Genomic DNA, 15,678 nt, shown 5'->3' with positions numbered 1-15,678 from the left:
GGGTATGGGTACCCGCCAAATACCAATTATCTTTTTGATATTTCCCGGAACTTTCCGGGCATCCCCTTCGTTGATCTCAGCGGTGTTAATTTTCGACACCCTCGCAAGCCAAACGCGCGCCAACAGATCAAGGATATCCCCATGCTGAAAAAAATCTTCCTCGGAGCTATTGCCCTAGGGGTCATCGGGGCATTGGGGTTTGGCGTCTACGCATATAAGTCACCGATTGATCCGATCACTGCCGATCAGCGCGATGAATTTGATCCTGACGCCGTCGAAAAGGGCCGCATTCTGGCTGCGGCTGGATATTGCGCCACCTGCCACACGGCTGCCGACGGCCCAGCATATGCGGGCAACTATGCGATGGATACCGGGTTTGGTACGATCTATTCCACCAATCTGACGCCTGACGTGGAAACAGGCATCGGGTCATATTCCCCCGCCGCATTCCGCCGCGCCATGCACGAAGGTGTCGACCGCGAAGGCCGCCATCTGTTCCCTGCCTTCCCCTATGATCACTTTACCAAAATGACAGATGAAGACGTGGATGCGATCTATGCCTACATCATGACCGAGGTCGAACCGGTCAAAACCGTTCAGAAAGAAAACGAACTGCCCTTCCCGCTGGACCAAAGGTTCTTGCAGGCCGGATGGAAACTGCTGTTTGCCGACTTTGGCCAATACGAACCGGACCCGACCCATTCGGAGGCGTGGAACCGTGGCGCCTATCTTGCCGAGGGGCTGACCCACTGCGGGGCATGTCACACGCCACGCAACTTGCTGGGTGCCGAAAAACAATCGCAGCAATACGCCGGGGCCGAGATTGACCGCTGGAACGCCCCTGCCCTGACAGCTGCCAACGCGTCTGCGGTGCCTTGGACTGCGGCTGAATTCAAAACATATCTGATTGACGGCACAACGACCTATCACGGGGTCGCTGCCGGCCCCATGGGCCCGGTTGTCCACGAAGGCGTGCGCGAATTGCCCGAAAGCGACATGGACGCATTGGCCGTGTATCTGGCGGACAAGGTCGGGGCGACCGACGATGATCCTGCACAAAGCGAAGTCGTCTTGGCCAGCCTGCAACGCAACCAACCCGACCCGCAGTATCGTCGCGACTTAGGCGAACGGCTGTACGCCACGGCCTGTGCCTCGTGCCACTATAACGTCGAGCAAATTCGCCAAGGCCGTCCCGACTTGGGCATCAACTCTGCCACCAATATGGAACAGCCCAATAACCTGATCCACGTCATGCTGGACGGCGTCAACGGCCCCGAGGGTATTCCGGGCGTTGTGATGCCGGGCTTTCGTGGCGCGCTGAACGACGACGAAATCACCGCGATTGCCGCCTATCTGCGCAGCAACCGCGCAGGCAAACCCGACTGGCCAAATCTGGCCGATACGGTTGCTGATATCCGTGTGAACGGTCCCACCGCACACTAATCTAAAGGAAGACAAGATGATAAAATTTCAGATCAACGGACGCGATGTTAGCGTCGACGCAGATCCTGATACACCCCTGCTGTGGGCCATCCGTGACGAAGTCGGTTTAACGGGTACAAAATTCGGATGTGGCATTGGCATGTGCGGGGCCTGTACGGTTCACGTTGGCGGGCGCGCCACGCGGTCGTGCATCACACCGCTGTCTGATGTCGCCGGAACCAGCGTGACCACCATCGAAGGGCTGGATGAACAATCCAATCACCCGGTGCAAGAAGCATGGCGCAACTTGCGCGTGCCCCAATGTGGCTACTGCCAATCGGGTCAGATCATGCAAGCTGCTGCATTGTTGCAAGACATCCCCGACCCCACCGATGACGACATTGATGCCGTCATGACCGGCAACCTGTGCCGGTGCATGACATATCCGCGCATTCGCAAAGCCGTTCGCGAAGCTGCGACCGCAATGACAGGAGCGCAAGATAATGGGTAATAAATTGCTTTCACGCCTCACCAACACCGCCAAACCGGCAGAGCTTAGCCGTCGCGGTTTCCTTGTCTCGATGACCGCCGCTGGCGTTGCATTCGGGTTCCCCCGCGCGTCGCTTGCCGCGATGGACCCCGCCGCCGCTGACGGCGTGCCGGTCGCCCCCACTGGCGAAACGTTCGAGCCGTCCTTGTGGTATTGGATCGACAGCGAGGGCAAGGTGAACGTCAACATCATCCGCGCTGAAATGGGCCAACACGTTGGCACTGCCATCGCGCGGATCCTCGCGGACGAGCTTGAGGTCGCATGGGAAAACGTGAATATCACCCACGTCGACACAGCCGAAAAATGGGGCCTTATGGTCACCGGCGGCAGCTGGTCGGTCTGGCAAAGCTGGCCGGTTTACCGCCAAGCCGGGGCTGCCGGACGTGTTGCGCTGATCGAAGCCGCCGCTGAAAAATGGGGCGTTGATCCAGCCACCTGTACGGCCCGCGAGGGGACTATCACAGATGGTACCAACAGCATCACCTATGCAGAGCTGGTCAGCGGCGGTCTGACCCGCAGCTTTACCGAAGACGAGCTGAAGGCGCTGCCGCTTAAGCCGCATTCCGAATTGCGTTTGGTCGGCAAGGACGTGACCGCGCTGGACATCGGGACCAAGACCAACGGTCAGGCAATCTATGGTCTGGATGCCAAGGTTGACGGGATGGTTTATGGCGTGCCGCTGTTGCCGCCCACACGTCTGGGATCATCGGTCACCTCCGTTGATGACAGCGCGGCCAAGGACGTCAAAGGGTACTTGCAAACGCTGACACTGGATGATCCGTCGGGCACCGTGCAGGGCTGGGTCGTTGTTTTGGGTGAAACGCTGATGGCGGCCAAATGGGCGTCGCAGGCGATCACGGTAAACTGGGATGCAGGCGAAACCGCTGGCGTGTCCGAGGCCGACATCAACGCGCGGTCCCGCGAGTTGATCGGCGATGCGTCCGCTGGGGCCATTCTGCACACTGAAACACCTGATACCACGTCCGCCTTTGAAGGCGCGGCAAATGTGATCGAGGCTGAATATACCACGCAGACCGTGCTGCACTTTCAGCTTGAGCCGGTGAACGCGACCGCCTTTCAAAACCAAGACGGTATTTGGGAAATCCACACGGGCAACCAATGGCAATCGCTTATTCTGCCCACGCTTTCAGCAGCGCTCGACGCGCCTGTCGATAAGATCGTGATGCGGACCTATATGCTCGGTGGTGGCTTTGGCCGGCGTTTGAACGGGGATTATACGGTGCCTGCGGCGCTTGCCTCAAAGGCGATTGGCGGCAAACCGGTCAAGCTGGTGTTCTTCCGCGAGGATGATGCGCAATTTGACAGCCCCCGTTCGCCCAGCGTGCAAAAACTGCGCATGGCCTTTGACGACAATCAGCAAGTCGTCGGCATGGAACATCACGCCGCTGCGGGCTGGCCCACAGGTGTCGTGGTGCCGTCGTTTATGCCCAATGGTGTGAACGGCCAACCGTATGACCCCTTTGCGATTGATGGGGCGGATCACTGGTATTCAGTGGGCGCACATCAGGTGCGGGCGATCTCGAACGATCTGGCGAACCAAACCTTCCGCCCCGGCTGGCTGCGGTCTGTCGGGCCGGGCTGGACCAACTTTGCCGTGGAAAGTTTCATGGACGAGGCGGCCCACCAGATCAAAGCTGATCCGTTGGAGTTCCGTCTTCAGCACCTGAAGGCCCAAGGCTATAACGCCGGGTCTGCACCGAATGCCGTTGGCGGTGCATCACGTCAGGCAAACGTTTTGCAAAAGGTGGCCGAGATGTCGGGCTATGGATCAACCGATCTGCCTGCCGACACGGCCATCGGGATTGCCACCACGTTCGGCCAATCGCGCAGCATGCCAACTTGGACAGCAGGTGCCGTAAAGCTTCACGTTGATCGCGCGACTGGTGAAATTGACGTGCAAAAGATGTGGCTGGCATTTGATTGCGGCACCGTTGTGGACCCTGATAGTGCCCGCGCCCAATGCGAGGGTGCGGCGCTCTGGGGTCTGTCGATGGCGCTGTATGAAGGGACGTTGTTTGAAGATGGCAATGTCGTTGACCGCAATCTTGGCACCTACACCCCGCTGCGGATGATCGACACGCCTGACATGGAAATCGCCTTTGTTGACAGCACGGAAGTACCTGTCGGTCTGGGCGAACCCGGCACGACCGTGATCGCCCCCGCGATTGCCAACGCGATTTATAACGCGGTCGGCGCACGCATGCGCCAATTGCCGATCCGCCCAGATGATATTCTGGCCGCGATCAACGCGTAAATCTAACTCAGGTGTCCGGGCAACCGGGCACCTGTCAGCATCGTTGCTGCACAGCCCCCCCCTTAAAATTTGCCTTAAGTGGATCTGCCCCAAGCATCGTTGATAGGGCCAATTGATCCCTTCGACCCTGCAAATGGTCGACATTTACACCAAACAACTTACTTTTCTTTACAGCCCGCTCCCCCCATAAGGCACCAGCCCATTCGGCGGGCGCGGCGCGCCCCCTGTGCGTGATCAATCGGTCTGAAAAAGAGAGTGACAATGAATAACCTTTCCAAGGCAACTGCCCACCCCGGCAAAATTCTACAGCTTATTGCGGCGGTCATCATAGTCAATCTGTTATCGCTATTCCCGATTTCAACACAGGCGCAATCGCTGTTCACCGGCGGTGGTGGGTCCAGCTCAAGCGACGCAAGCTCGGACACGGCATCCAAGGGTGATAAAACGCCGCTGGCGACCCTGCTTGAAGTTCTGAAAGACGATGACGCCCGCGCCGAACTGATCGCGGATCTGGAAAAGACCGTCACGCCAGAAAACGAAGGCGAAAAAGCGGCAAAGGATGAAACCAGCACCGAAACCGCAGGCGAAGAAAGCATGTCGATTGTCGGCCAGATCGCCACAACCACCCAAGAATTCGTCGAAAGCTCTGCCGCGACGGTGACGGCGTTCTGGGCATCGCTCAAGGGCGGTGTCACCGGGGGCGAGGGCGTTCTTTCCGGCCTAAGCGGGACCGAGCTTTCCGTGCTGATCGACGTACTTCCAAGCCTTTTGGCGGTGATCGCGATCACCTTCGCCATTTTCTTTGTCCTGCGCTACTTTGCCCGTCGCCTTTATACGCGCATGGGCGAGCGGGCTGAAAATGTCGGCATTTTCCGCTCTATCGTGTTGTTCATCCGGTCAAACCTGCTTGATGCTTTCATCGTGATCGTTGCATGGGCAGCGGGCTATTTGATTGCCCTTTTGGTGATCGGAGAGTCCGGCGAGATTGGCATCACACAATCGCTATACCTCAACGCATTTTTGCTGGTCGAAATGACCAAAGTCGTGATCCGCGCATTCCTTTCGCCCGTTGCATCCGGCTTGCGCATTGTTCCGGTTAGCGATTTCGCGGCGCGGGTTTTGAACCTGTATCTTGGCGTTGTCGTCAGCGTGCTGGGCTATGGCCAATTGCTGATCGTGCCGATTATCAACCAGAACGTAAACGCCGCAGCTGCTTCTGCCGTATCTGCGCTGCTGTCGGTGATTGTGCTGCTCTATCTGGTCTATGTCGTCCTGCGCCGCCGCAAGGATGTGGCCCTCTGGCTGCAAGATGAACCAAACCCCGATCAGCCCGCCACCGCGGAACAGCCCCCCGTGCAGGACCGCAAGGACAGCTTCATCATGCGGTTCCTGCGGGCGCTCGCCGGCATCTGGCACTGGGTCGTCTTGGCCTATATCGCCGCGATGTTCATTGTCGTGATGACCCAACCGGCTGATGTCACATGGAACGCTATCGTGGGGTCGGGCAAAATTCTGGCGGCGATCATTATCGCGGCTTTGCTGTCCGGCGTGCTGGCACGCGCCGTTCATCGCGGCATTTCACTGCCCCAAGACATCAACGAAAAGCTGCCGCTGCTTGAACGTCGGATCAACACCTTTGTCCCACGGGCGTTCAGTGCGCTGCGGTTAATCCTTTTGATCTGCGTGCTGATGTTCGCGTTGGATGTCATCGGCATGATCGACATGAAAGGCTGGCTGGAAAGCAAATTCGGGCTGGCGGTGACCACGGCCCTGATCTCGGTCGGGTTGATCCTGACTGTAGCCTTTGGCATCTGGTTGGCCCTGACATCCTTTGTCGATTACAAACTGAACCCCGAATATGGCGCGGTGCCAACATCCCGCGAGACGACATTGTGGGGCCTGATGCGCAATGCCGCGACGATTGCGTTGATCATCCTGACGCTGATGTTTGTACTAAGCGAGATTGGTCTGGATATCGGCCCGCTGCTGGCGTCGGCTGGGGTGTTGGGTCTGGCCATCGGTTTTGGTGCGCAAAAGATGGTCCAGGACATCATCACCGGTATTTTCATCCAGTTTGAAAACGTCATCAACGTCGGCGATGTGATCACGGTGGGCGGCACCACCGGGACAGTTGAAAAGCTGTCTGTGCGGTCGGTATCGCTGCGCGATGTGCAGGGCGTGTTCCACATGATCCCGTTTTCGACGGTGGATATGGTCAGCAACTACATGCGCGGCTTTGCCTATACCGTCACCGACATGGGTATCGCCTACCGCGAGAATATCGAAGAGGCCAAGCAAGCCATGTTCGAGGCCTTTGACCGCATGACCAAAAACGAGCCTGATATCGCTGATGACATCATCAGTGAATTGGAATGGTTCGGTGTGCAATCCTTGGGCGACAGCGCGGTTGTGCTGCGCACGCGGATGAAGACCAAACCCGGCAAGCAATGGACAATTGGCCGGATGTTTAATGGGTATCTCAAGATGGTGTTTGACGAACGCGGCATTGAAATTCCGTTCCCACAGCAAACCATCTGGCTGGGCGAAAACAAGGATGGCACCACCCAGCCGTTCAAGATCGAAGGCCCCCAGAAAAACGAAAAGTCATCGCCCAAGAAAAGCAAGACCAAGCAGATCAAGAAGGACGATGTGCCTGACAGTGATGATACGAATGATGCAGAAGGCGGCGCAGAGCGTTAAGGCCATTCAGCAGATAGAAAAAGCCCCCCGCTTTACATCGAAGCGGGGGGCTTTTTTGTTAATCGGCCAGTGGCTTCTAAAGCACGGCTTCGATCAGATACGGGCCTTTGGTCGCCAGTCCGGTTTCAATCGCCAGCTCCAATGCCTCGCAATCGGTGACCTGCGTTGCCTCGACGCCCATAGACTGTGCCATCTCGACGAACTTTAGTGTGGGTTGATCCAGAGACAGCATGTCCATCGCCTTGGGACCTGCGTTGGTGACACCCACATTGGTCAACTCTCCGCGCAGGATTTTGTAAACGCGGTTGGCGAAAATCACGATTGTCACATCGAGCTGTTCGCGCGCCAGCGTCCAAAGCGCCTGAATGGTGTACATCGCGCTGCCATCGCCGACCAAGGCCAGAACCTTGCGATCAGGGCAGGCCACCGCCGCGCCGATTGAGACCGGCAAGCCATAGCCGATGGATCCACCACAGTTGTTCAGCCACGTATGTTTCGGTGCCCCTGCCGTGACCGGAAAAAATGCGCGGCCCGTGGTAATCGCCTCGTCCACGACGATGGCGTTTTCAGGCATCACGCGGCTCAGAACCGATGCAATCCCGTCGGGGTCCAGCGGGCCGGTGGGTTTTTCCGGCACAACAGATTGGGCGACTTTTGCGGGCGCTGAGTCTTGCGCATCTGCGCCCGTGCACAGCGCATCCAGCGCCCCCGCGATGTCTTGGGATGTTTGGCACAGATCAATAATATCCGTCCCCGGTGCCGTCAGGATCGCGGGTTTACCCGGATAGGCAAAGAACCCGATGGGCGCGCGGGCACCGACCAGCACAATCCGTTTGAACGGTGCCAGCGCCTCGAGCGCCTGATCAATCGGGTATGGCACGCGGTTAACGATGACCCGCCCTGCCCCGCGCTCAAGCTTGGAGTTGGCCCATTCACACAGCAACTTGCAGCCCGTTTTCGCGGCAATGCGCCCGGCTGTTTCCAACGTCTGTTCATCCAACGCGGCACCGCCCAGCAACAACAGGCTGTCAGGGCCGGACAACGCCGCGATGGCGCTTTCCAATGCGTCTTGGTCATAGCTGGGCCGCGGGGTCGCCGCGAGCGGCGCAGCCACTTTGCCGCCGTCGTTCCATGCGGTGTCGCTGGGTAGCATTAGCGTGGCCACCTGACCCGGTGCCACATTGGCCGCATGCACAGCCTTGGCCGCGTCCGCGCCCACATCAGTGGCCGACAGCGACGTGTGCACCCAATGCGAAACCGGCCTTGCGATGCCTTCGATATCCGAAGTCAGCGGCGCGTCCAACTCGATATGGCTGACGGCATGTTCGCCAACAATGTTCACCACACCAGAACCCGCCTTTTTCGCGTTGTGCAGGTTCGACAAACCATTGGCGAGACCCGGACCAAGATGCAGCAACGTGCAGGCGGGTTTCCCAGCCATGCGGAAATACCCGTCGGCGGCACCGGTGGCGACGTCCTCTTGCAGTACAAGGATCGACCGCATGCCCGGCACATGATCAAGGGCCGCAACAAAGTGCATCTCGGACGTGCCGGGGTTGGTGAAACATGTATCCAGCCCGCTATCGAGCAGGGTTTTCACAAGGCTTTCGGCACCATTCATTGGCGTATCGTCTGGGGTACTCACGTTATATTCCTTTGGCTCAGGTGTTCGCATTTTCCCAAAACGGGATGCGGAGTTCTTTTTTCAGGATTTTCCCGATGGAGCTGCGCGGCAATACCTCGCGCGCCTCGACCGCTGACAGGCGTTGGCTTTTGCCCAGTTTCGCATTCGCATCGGCACAGATGTGTTCGGCAGTGCGGGTGGCCCCATCGCGCAGGACGACCAAGCCATACGGCGTCTCGCCCCAAGCGTCAGACGGCACGCCGATCACGGCGGCATCGGTCACGTCGGGATCGGCCAGCAGCGCCAGTTCAAGGTCATCCGCATAGATGTTCAAGCCACCCGAAATGATCATGTCTTTCTTGCGGTCTGACAGGATCAGAAACCCATCCTCGTCAAAGCGGCCCATGTCACCAGAGCGGAAAAATACATTGCCCTCAGCATCGCGCCAGATGTAATCGGCCGTCAGATCATCGCGTCCGAAATAACCTGCCATCATGGTGGGTCCGCGGCCGCAAATCTCTCCGACCTGCCCTTGGGGCACTTCGTTACCGGCCTCGTCAATCAGGCGGATGTCATTGCCGGGGGCCAGTTGCCCGACAGTGTGCAGCTTGTCAGGGTGTTCGGACGAGTTCAGCACCGTCACGCCGCCGCCCTCGGTCAGGCCGTAATATTCGAGCAGTTTACCGGGGAAACGGGCCAGCACATCGGCCTTTAGCTCGGCGCGCAAAGGGGCCGAGGTGGAGAATTTGACCTTCATGGAAGACAGATCAAAACTGTCAAAATCGGGGACATCCATGATGCGCTTGTATTGGACGGGCACCAGCATGGTGTGGGTGATCTTTTCCCGCCGCACAATCTCAAGATATCCGCGCGCGTCGAATTTCGGCATCAGATAGACGGTCGATCCGCCATAAAGCGTGGGCAGGAACGACACGATTGTGGTGTTGGAATACAGCGGCGTCGACAGCAGCGTGCGCGCGTCGTCGTCATATCCGTTCGGCGTCACGCGTTCCATCTGCGCGGTCCGCATCGCGTGATTGTGCAAGATGCCCTTGGGCGTGCCAGTGGTGCCTGACGAATAGATCAGGTTGAACGCATCCGACAAATCCAGCGCGATGTTGGGATCGGTATCATCCGCCGCCTCGACCGCCGCATCATAGGCAGTAAATGCAGCATGGTCGAAATCAATCGCAAAGCGGGCGATATCCAGATCGGCCACAAAACCATCCACCAGATCAAGATACTGCGCCGCGACAAAGATCGCCCGCGCACCGCAATCGGTCAGCATCTTTTGCAAGGCATCGGGCGATGCCATTGTCGACAGGGGCGTCACGCAGGCACCCGCCCGCAAAATGCCCATGAACAGTTCAGCATAGGGGATCGAGTTGGGCGAGATGATCGCGATATTATCACCCTTCTTGACCCCAAGCGACAGGACCAGATTGGCTATTTTATTGATCCGCGTATTTAACGCACCCCATGTGACCTGCTGCCCCTCGCAAACCAGTGCCAGCTTGTCAGGGTCCGCCTGCGCGTTGGCACGCACGGCCTCCACGATATTCTTGGCTGGCATGCTGGGCGGTACGGGTGGGTTGATCGATATCATCGGTTATTCCTGAACTGGCTCCTCCGCCGTCTGCGGAACAGTGTTTCGCAGACGGCCCTCGGGACCGTTGTAACGATCAGAAATAAACTTGCAAATGGATGTAACTTACGTGGCGGAATTTTTTAGCGCGTCATAGGCCGCATGCTGGGACAAAAACACTTGGCCCGTCAGATCCGCGATAAAGTGCTGCTTTTGCAACCGGTCCATCACAGGGCCTTTGACCTCGGACAGGTGCAGTTTGATCCCCATATCCTTGAGCCGGGCATTAATCGCCTCAAGAGATTCCAGCGCGCTAAAGTCGATTTCATTGATGGCAGAGCACATGAGCACAACGTGCTTGATATCAACATCGCCCGCCAAACGGTCATAGATATAATCCTCAAGAAAACGCGCATTGGCGAAATATAGGCTTTCGTCGATGCGTAGGGTCAGAATGGTGGGGTCGGTTTCGACCGCGTGGCGGTGAATGTTGCGAAAATGCTCGGTGCTGGGCACCAGCCCCACCTCGGCGATGTGCGGTTTGGTGGTTTTATAAAGATGCAGGAATATCGACAGGACCACACCGCAGGTCACGCCCAGTTCAACACCGCTTCCCAAGGTGACGAGCATGGTGGCAAGGACAGCCGCGAAATCAGCCTTGGAATAGCCCCATGCTTTCTTGAGAATGGTGAAATCAACCAAGGTCAGCACCGCGACGATGATCGTCGCCGCCAGCGTGGCTTGCGGCAGGAAAAACACCAAGGGCGTCAAGGCAAGCGCGGCAATGGCCAAGCCGACAGCGGTAAATGCCCCCGCAGCCGGGGTTTCAGCCCCCGCGTCAAAATTCACAACAGATCGGGAAAACCCGCCCGTCACCGGAAAACCACCCGTAAACGCGGCACCCAGGTTGGCAGTGCCCAGGCCAATTAGCTCTTGGTCGGGATCAATACGCTGGCGCTTTTTTGCGGCCAAGGTCTGCGCAACCGAAATGGATTCAACAAAGCCGATGACCGAGATCAGGATCGCAGGCAGCAAAAGCGCGCCCATCAAATCAAAGGAAAAGTCGGGCATGGTCAGCGGTGGCAAGCTTTGCGGGACAGCGCCGACAATGCGCACGCCATGGCCCGCCAAATCAAACAGCCAGACGACGACAGTCGTAAGAACGACAGCCGCCACAGGTCCGGCTTTGGTCGCGACATCTGCCGCCCCTGCGCTGACCCCTTTGGATTTCAAAAACGGCTTAAGCCCCTTGCGGACCCAAAACAGAAACGCCGTTGCCGACACCCCGATGATCATGGTGATCCAATTCGTGTCGCCCAGATGGACCACGATAGAATGGAGCAGCTCGATCAGGTTTTCACCCGACGCACTGATGCCCAGAATGTGCTTGATCTGGCTGGCGGCGATAATCACACCGGACGCGGTGATAAAGCCTGCGATCACCGGATGGGACAGGAAGTTGGCCAGAAAGCCCAGCTTGAACACACCCATTGCCAGCAAAATCGCACCCGACAGAAACGCCAGCGTTAGGGCGGCAACGGCATAGCCCATCGTGCCTTGATCGGCGATATTGCCCAAGGCCGCCGCCGTCATCAGCGATACAACGGCAACCGGCCCCACGGCCAAGGCGCGGCTGGTGCCAAAGATCGCATAAAGAAGGATGGGCACAATCGATGCATAAAGCCCGGCCTCGGGCGGCAGCCCCGCCAACAGCGCATAGGCCAAGGACTGCGGGATCAGCATGATCGTCACGATCACTGCGGCCATCAGATCGTTGGACAGCGACGTTTTGTTATAGCTGCGCCCCCAATCAAGGATCGGCAGATATTTGGTCAGGTTCTGAGGCATTATCGCGCAGACTTTCGTTAAGTGATGTCAGGCCGGATGACATCCAGCCTGTTCGGGTTGTCCCTTACTCGGGGACTGTCACCCTTGATATTGGTCAAGTTTCGCAAACAAGACCTCGGGCGTGGTCTGCCCACTACGGCCTTTTTGCATCAGCCCGTGCCAACAGATGGATGACAGATGTCCGCGCCGCCGGTTTTTGAGCATTTGCCCGAAAGGTGTGTGCTTACTTACAGGCCGTTCACGGGCACCTTGAGCACCGTATTCCCGTCCTTGTCTTTGGGAATGTGGCCCGCCCGCATGTTGACCTGCAGCGACGGGATGATCAGTTTCGGCATATCCAGTTGTGCGTCACGTTCCGTGCGGAAGGCGATGAACTCCTCGCGGGTTTTGCCGCCGCCGACGTGAATGTTGTGGGCTTTTTCTTCGCCTACTGTGGTTTCCCACTGAATATCGCGGCCGTTGGGGCCATAGTCATGACACATGAACAGGCGCATATCGTCCGGCAGGCTTAGTACCTTTTGGATGCTGTCGTACAATTGGCCCGCGTCGCCGCCCGGGAAATCCGCGCGCGCCGATCCGCCGTCGGGCATAAACAACGTGTCCCCGACAAAGGCAGCGTTGCCCATCACATGCACCATACAGGCGGGCGTGTGGCCGGGCGTGTACATGGCAAAGCAGTCCATGCCGCCGATCTTGTACGTATCCCCATCCTTGAACAAAGCATCAAATTGCGACCCGTCCCGCTGGAATTCGGTGCCCTCGTTGAACACTTTGCCAAAGGTGTCCTGAACCACCATGATCTTTTCACCGACGCCGATTTTACCGCCCAGCTTTTGCTGGATGTAGGGCGCGGCTGACAGGTGGTCTGCGTGGACATGGGTCTCGATGATCCATTCCAACTTCAGGCCTTTATTCTCGATCTCAGCGATCAGGGTGTCGGCGTGGTCATAGGTGATGCGACCCGCCGCATAATCAATGTCCATGACCGAGTCGACAATCGCGCAGGCATTCGAGTTGGGGTCACGCACGATATAGCTGATCGTGTTGGTTGCCGGGTCGAAATGGCCAGAAACTTCTGGGGTTACGCTCATATCTACTGGGTAGTCCGTCATGGCATCATGCTCCTCTACAGCGGAAAAACGCATCGCGAACAAGTCTTGCGCGACGGCGCGTCTTAATACATATTCATACTATGGAATTTTTAAAGAGGGAAGCGGATTATGGTCACGAATAGGCGCGACTTCATGCTGCAAGGTGTCGCAGCCGGCGTAATGGTGGGTTTGCCCGGTTTGCTGCATGCCCAAATGGCCATCGGGAACATGACGCTGGACGTGGTGAGCGATGGCCACCTGACGCTTCCCGGCAGCTTTATTTTCGGCCCCATGCCCAAAGATGATTTGATGCCAATCCTGAACCGGTTGGGGCAGGAATATGATCAACTCACGCCGCCCTGCAACCTAAGCCTGCTGCGCGGAAACGGACGTGTCGTGCTGTTTGACGCAGGATCAGGATCAGAGTTTATGCCCACCGCTGGCAAAATGATGGATGCACTTGATGCCCTAGGCGTCGCCCCGGAAGACATCACCGATTTGGTGCTGACACACGGCCATCCCGACCATCTATGGGGGGTGCTGGACGATTTCGGCGATGCCCTGTTTACCAACGCGACCCACTATATCGGACAAACCGAATGGGACTATTGGACCGACCCGAATACAGTGAACACCATCGACAGCGGCCGTCAGGCCTTTGCCGTGGGGGCCGCGCGGCGGTTGGGTGTTGTGGCTGAACAGATGCAGTTCTTTAAAGACGGCGACGAAGTTCTGCCCGGTGTTGGTGCGCGCATGACCCCCGGCCACACCCCCGGCCATATGGCGTTTGAAGTACGTGCTGAAAATACAGCCGTGATGATTGTGGGCGATAGTATCGGCAATGATCACATCGCCTTGGCCCGACCCGCGTGGGAATCTGGATCTGACCAAGATCCGGCGCGTGCCGCGAAAACACGGGTCGGACTGATCAATGATCTGGCAACCGCAAACATGCCCATCGTCGGCTTTCACCTAGGTCATGGCGGGCTGGGGCGGATCGAGAAAACCAGCGACGGCTTCACCTTCAGGACCGACCTATGACCCTGCGCGCGCTGACAGTTGCCATCACCCTGGTCTCCCTGCCCGCTTTCGCCAGCGAGGATATCGCTGATCAATATCCGGGCTCGGTTTTATACTCCAAACCGGTGGAATTCATCCCGCATGTATTTTCAGCCATCGGGGCCACCGCGCCGCCCACCTATGAAAACGCGGGGCATAACAACAACCTCAGCTTCATCGTGACCGGCGATGGGGTTGTCGTCATCAACAGCGGCGGCTCGTATCAACTGGCCAAGGCCCTACATGACGAGATCAAGGCCGTCACCGACCAACTGGTCAAGCTGGTGTTCAACGAAAACGGCCAAGGCCACGCGATGCTGGGCAACACCTACTGGGCCGAACAAGGCGTCACGATCATTGCCCAGACCGATGCCGCAGAAGCGTTTGAGGATGAAGGCCCCGGATCGCTGCGCGCCGCCCAAGCGCGGCTAAAGGAACGTGCAGATAGCACCGAACTGACCCCGCCCACGGCAACCTTTGACGACGCATATTCCGTTGAAATGGGTGATTTTCATATCGAGGCGCTGCATCTTGGCCCTTCGCACAGCCCCGGTGATATTGTGGTCTGGCTGCCCGAACAAAGTCTGGTCATCGCGGGTGATATGGCATTTCACGAACGGATGCTGCCGATCTTTCCCGATACTTTGACCGATGAATGGTTGGAAACCTGGGACGGCCCGTTCGAAGCCCTAGGCGCGACCTATGTCATACCCGGCCACGGCCACCCCACGAACATGGCGCAGGTGCGGCGCTATACCAAGGGGTATCTGGAATATCTGCGTGGCAAAATCGGGGATCATCTAGATGCAGGCGGATCACTGGCCGACGCATATTACGTCGACCAATCGCCCTATGCCCATCTGGATACGTTCGAGGAACTGGCCACTAAAAATGCGGGCCGCGTGTTCGAACAGATGGAGTTTGAATAGGCTCTAGAACCCGTCGAGCGCGTTTTGTGCGAGATCGTCCAGAAACGCCTGAACCTCTTGCATTGGTCCCTCGGGATAGGTGGGGTAGCCGATGGAAACTTGGCCATCAATATCGGTCACGAAAACGCTATAGGGGCAGTGGGCGATGTTCATCGGATCGAGCTCCATCACCTTGCGTGACAACACGGCCGAGCAGAACAAAAACACATCTGCGGCTGCGTAAATCTCGACATCGCTGCCCACATCGGCACCGGTACGGTTCAGCATGTCGCCCACGTGACTAACGTGATCAATCACCAGCCCCTTGCCGATGATTGCATTTTCAACGGCAAAGGTCGCGTCCTCAAAGCTGCCATCATAGGGGAACGTGATCGCTTGATCCTGGGCCGCGACGGGCGCGGCGACAAGGCAAAGTAAAAGGGCACCAAAGGTTCGTTTCATCTTATGCATCCTTTCAGGGTTGGGCACGGCGGTGCCGGTACAGCCCCGCCTGATACCTTATGCAATCATAGCCCCTGCAGCGCCCAAATACCAACAGTCTCGTGACCCGCTGGCGGTGGCATAGGTCGCGCGGGCTATCGCTGCGCGACCTTTA

Annotated in this window: 11 protein-coding genes; 6 read left to right on the top strand and 5 right to left on the bottom strand. The window is 57.8% G+C overall.

The features are described from left to right. Positions 1-141 precede the first annotated feature (141 nt). From WNY39_RS13255 to WNY39_RS13240, 4 genes are all read left to right on the top strand, one after another. Entirely contained in the window at positions 142-1,443 is a 1,302-nt protein-coding gene (locus WNY39_RS13255) for a cytochrome c (RefSeq protein ID WP_342846132.1), read from the top strand. Between the two features lie 16 nt (positions 1,444-1,459). Then, a complete protein-coding gene (locus tag WNY39_RS13250) occupies positions 1,460-1,933 on the top strand; it encodes a (2Fe-2S)-binding protein (RefSeq protein WP_341233591.1) in 474 nt (157 codons plus the stop codon). Next, positions 1,926-4,247 carry a molybdopterin cofactor-binding domain-containing protein gene (locus WNY39_RS13245; protein WP_342846129.1) on the top strand — a complete coding sequence of 774 codons (2,322 nt, stop codon included), beginning with the start codon at positions 1,926-1,928 and terminating at the stop codon, positions 4,245-4,247. The genes WNY39_RS13250 and WNY39_RS13245 overlap by 8 nt, the downstream gene beginning before the upstream one ends. 261 nt (positions 4,248-4,508) lie before the next feature. Continuing rightward, positions 4,509-6,947, top strand: coding sequence for a mechanosensitive ion channel domain-containing protein (locus tag WNY39_RS13240; protein WP_342846127.1), 2,439 nt, complete (start codon positions 4,509-4,511; stop codon positions 6,945-6,947). A 76-nt stretch (positions 6,948-7,023) separates the two neighbouring features. Here WNY39_RS13240 and WNY39_RS13235 read toward each other — a convergent pair whose 3' ends face one another. From WNY39_RS13235 to WNY39_RS13220, 4 genes are all read right to left on the bottom strand, one after another. Beyond that, the gene (locus WNY39_RS13235) at positions 7,024-8,592 is read right to left on the bottom strand and encodes an acetolactate synthase large subunit (RefSeq protein WP_342846125.1); all 1,569 of its coding nucleotides are present in this window, start codon (positions 8,590-8,592) and stop codon (positions 7,024-7,026) included. Positions 8,593-8,608: 16 nt separating this feature from the next. Further along, positions 8,609-10,177, bottom strand: a complete 1,569-nt coding sequence (locus tag WNY39_RS13230; RefSeq protein WP_342846123.1) for a class I adenylate-forming enzyme family protein — start codon at positions 10,175-10,177, stop codon at positions 8,609-8,611. 105 nt (positions 10,178-10,282) lie between these two features. After that, positions 10,283-12,004 (bottom strand): sulfate permease, encoded by a 1,722-nt coding sequence (gene sulP, locus WNY39_RS13225; protein ID WP_342846121.1) that lies wholly within the window; start codon positions 12,002-12,004, stop codon positions 10,283-10,285. Positions 12,005-12,231: 227 nt separating this feature from the next. Beyond that, positions 12,232-13,116 (bottom strand): MBL fold metallo-hydrolase, encoded by an 885-nt coding sequence (locus WNY39_RS13220; protein WP_342846119.1) that lies wholly within the window; start codon positions 13,114-13,116, stop codon positions 12,232-12,234. Between the two features lie 108 nt (positions 13,117-13,224). Here WNY39_RS13220 and WNY39_RS13215 point away from each other — a divergent pair, with 108 nt between their 5' ends. Further along, the gene (locus tag WNY39_RS13215) at positions 13,225-14,136 is read left to right on the top strand and encodes an MBL fold metallo-hydrolase (protein ID WP_342846117.1); all 912 of its coding nucleotides are present in this window, start codon (positions 13,225-13,227) and stop codon (positions 14,134-14,136) included. Continuing rightward, on the top strand, positions 14,133-15,083 hold the full coding sequence (locus tag WNY39_RS13210; RefSeq protein ID WP_342846115.1) for an MBL fold metallo-hydrolase: 951 nt from the start codon (positions 14,133-14,135) through the stop codon (positions 15,081-15,083). Before WNY39_RS13215 ends, WNY39_RS13210 begins: the two co-directional genes overlap by 4 nt. 3 nt (positions 15,084-15,086) lie before the next feature. On the opposite strand, the gene WNY39_RS13205 is transcribed toward WNY39_RS13210, so the two are convergent. Next, positions 15,087-15,533, bottom strand: a complete 447-nt coding sequence (locus tag WNY39_RS13205; protein WP_341233582.1) for a DUF302 domain-containing protein — start codon at positions 15,531-15,533, stop codon at positions 15,087-15,089. Positions 15,534-15,678 lie beyond the last annotated feature (145 nt).

Origin of the sequence: Sulfitobacter sp. AS59, assembly GCF_038899995.1 — a bacterium.
Taxonomy (GTDB): Bacteria; Pseudomonadota; Alphaproteobacteria; order Rhodobacterales; family Rhodobacteraceae; genus Sulfitobacter.
The sequence above is the reverse complement of the archived record's forward strand: the minus strand, read 5'-3'. Positions and strand labels throughout refer to the sequence as shown.